The following is a 3,073-nucleotide window of genomic DNA, read 5'->3' as shown; positions in this document are numbered from 1 at the left end:
CTCCACTCTCGCAACCGGAGGCCTTCACCCCTCAGAAATCACGAGCGATTCACGCAACAACGTCCCTGGACATCACACCTAGACGCAAAAGGGGCTCATCGCGAATGAGAGTGTATGAGCGGTCTGAACCCGCCGGCTTCGAGGAGCGATCTGGCGACGTAGTGGCTGAGGTTCCGGAAGCCGAGGGCGGAACCGCGAAGGTGCTCCAGCCGGCCGTTGATGGCCTCCGTTGGGCCGTTGCTCGTTCCGGGGCGGTCGAAGAACGCGAGGATGTCCGCGGCGCGCTGCTTCAGCGTGCGGCCGAGGCGACGGACCTCTTTGAGCAGCGCGGGGACGCCGTTGCTGACAGAGTCAATCACCGACCGCATCATCTCCTTCGCCTTGTTCTTGTCGGGTTCGCGGTAGGCGGCGATGATGCGCTGGTAGATGCCCCAGGTCGCTTCGACCTCGACGTGCTCCTCGGCGGCGAACACCGCGTCGAGTCGTGCGGTCTGCTTCTCGGTGAGGAAGCTCGCGCCGGTGTGGAGGGTGCGGCGGACCCCGTAGAGCGGGTCGCCGGCGTGACCGCGGTGCCCGAGGGTGTCTTGCTGGACGCGCTGCCGGGTCCGGTCGAGCGCGTCGCCGGCCAGGCGGACGACGTGGAACGGGTCCATCACCGGGACCGCGTCGGGGAGCTCTTCGGCCGCGGCGGCCTTGAACCCGGAGAACCCGTCCATCGCGACCACTTCGATCTGCTTCGACCACTCCTTGGGCCGGGCGGCGAGCCACTGCTTGAACACCGCCTTCGACCGACCCTCGACCATGTCCAGCAGCCGTGCGGGACCTGTCTTGTTGCGGGCGGGGGTGAGGTCGATGATCACGGTCACGTACTTCTCGCCAAACCGTGTGTGACGCCAGACGTGCTCATCGACACCGATCGTGGTGACCCCGTCGAACCTCGCCGGGTCGTCGATCAGCCGCTTCTTGGCTTCGGCGAGGATCGCGGTGTTCGCGGTATGCCACGACACCCCGAGCCCTGCTGCGGCGCAGGAGACGGTGAGGTGGTCGACCACGATCGCCGTGAGTGCCCACCCGATCCCGCCGCGGGAGATCTTCTCCCTCGGCGCCGCCGCCTTCGACGTGTCCTGCCGCCAGGTCCGGCGGCAGTGCGTGCACCGGTAGCGGCGCACCCGGACCAGCAGCGTCGTCGGCCGATGCCCGAACGGCTCATGCGCCAGCGGCCGCGTCACCGTGTCACGCGGCACGCCCTCCGCGCCACACGTCCGACACCACGGGTCGTCCTCGACGACGCGGCACTCCAGCACCGCCCGATCAGGCTCGAGCAGCTGCCCGACGGCTTGAAGGCCGAGCTCGTCGAGACGGCAGAACGGGGTGAGGTCAGGGGTCGCGAACGTAGGGTGGTGCAAGTCGAGGTCTTCCAAGATGGTGAGCGTGAGAACTTCCATCCTGGAAGACCTCGACACCTATCCGCGAACCAGCCGACGGTCCCGGGCTACACCCTCAACTGCGAAGAGCCGCAAAGGCTCTTCGGAATCAAGGGTGTAGCGAGGGTCTGAAACCTCCGGCCTCGAGCAGGCTCCTGGCGATGTAGTGGGTGAGGTTTCGGAACCCGAGCGCGGACCCGCGGAGGTGCTCGAGTCGGCCGTTGATCGCCTCTGTCGGACCGTTGCTCGTGCCGGGCAGGTCGAAGAACGCGAGGACGTCCGCGGCGCGCTGCTTCAGCGTCCGACCGAGCCGGCGAATCTCGGCCAGCATCGCGGGGACGCCGCTGCTGACGGAATCGATCACCGCCCGCATCATCTCCTTCGCCTTCTTCTTGTCGGGTTCGCGGTAGGCGGCGACGATGCGCTGGTAGATGCCCCAGGTCGCTTCGACCTCGACGTGCTCCTCGACCGCGAACACCGCGTCCAGCCGTGCGGTCTGCTTCTCGGTGAGGAAGCTCACGCCGGTGTGGAGGGTGCGGCGGACCCCGTAGAGCGGGTCCCCGGCGTGACCGCGGTGCCCGAGAGTGTCCTGCTGAACCCTCTGCCGGGTCCGGTCCAGGGCGTCACCGGCGAGCCGGACGACATGGAACGGATCCATCACCGGGACCGCGTCGGGGAGTTCCTCGGACGCGGCGGTCTTGAACCCACTGAACCCATCCATCGCGACCACTTCGATCTGCTTCGACCACTCCTTGGGCCGGGCGGCGAGCCACTGCTTGAACACCGCCTTCGACCGACCCTCGACCATGTCCAGCAGCCGTGCGGGACCTGTCTTGTTGCGGGCGGGGGTGAGGTCGATGATCACGGTCACGTACTTGTCACCGAACCGGGTGTGACGCCAGACGTGCTCGTCGACGCCGATCGTGGTGACGCCGTCGAACCTGGCCGGATCGTCGATCAGCCGCCGCTTGCCCTCGGCGAGGATCGCGGTGTTCGCGGTGTGCCACGACACCCCCAGGCCTGCCGCGGCGCGGGAGACGGTGAGGTGGTCGACCACGATCGCCTTCAGCGCCCACCCGACCCCGCCGCGGGAGATCTTCGCCCGCGGCGCCGCCGCGTTCGTCGTGTCCTGCCGCCAGGTGCGGCGGCAGTGGCCGCACCGGTAGCGGCGCACCCGCACCAGCAGCGTCGTGGGCCGGTGCCCGAACGGCTCGTGCGCGAGCGGACGCGTCACGGTGTCGCGCGGCACGCCCTCGGCGCCACACTTCCGACACCACGGGTCATCGTCAACGACGCGGCACTCGAGTACCGCCCGGTCGGGCTCGATCAACTGGCCGATGGCTTCGAGGCCGAGCTCATCGAGACGGCAGAACGGGGTGAGGTCAGGGGTCGCGAACGTAGGGTGGTGCAAGTCGAGGTCTTCCGGCAGATGGGCAGTGTGAGAACTTCCATCCTGGAAGACCTCGACGTCTATCCGCGAACCAGCCGCCGACCCTCGACTACACCCTCAACTGCGAAGAGCCGCAAAAGGGGGGCGGCACACAGTGCCGCCCCCCTTTTTTACGTTGTTCGTCAGGTGCGTTGTTAACGAGAAAAGGCCACCCAACCTTGGGTGGCCTTTTCACGAAAGAAGTCCGGCGGTGTCCTAC

2 protein-coding genes are annotated in these 3,073 nt (G+C 67.6%); both read right to left on the bottom strand.

Features of this window, described 5'->3' with window-relative positions:
* Positions 1-95 precede the first annotated feature (95 nt).
* Positions 96-1,406: an ISL3 family transposase gene (locus tag Q0653_RS13925; RefSeq protein ID WP_298945351.1), complete on the bottom strand. Its 1,311-nt coding sequence runs from the start codon at positions 1,404-1,406 to the stop codon at positions 96-98.
* Between the two features lie 127 nt (positions 1,407-1,533).
* Positions 1,534-2,835: an ISL3 family transposase gene (locus Q0653_RS13920; protein WP_298945350.1), complete on the bottom strand. Its 1,302-nt coding sequence runs from the start codon at positions 2,833-2,835 to the stop codon at positions 1,534-1,536.
* Between the last annotated feature and the right edge of the window lie 238 nt (positions 2,836-3,073).

Origin of the sequence: uncultured Microbacterium sp. (genome assembly GCF_947488465.1) — a bacterium.
In the GTDB taxonomy this organism is placed as follows: Bacteria; Actinomycetota; Actinomycetes; order Actinomycetales; family Microbacteriaceae; genus Microbacterium.
Note: the sequence above shows the minus strand (reverse complement) of the source record. Positions and strands in the feature narration are given on the sequence as shown.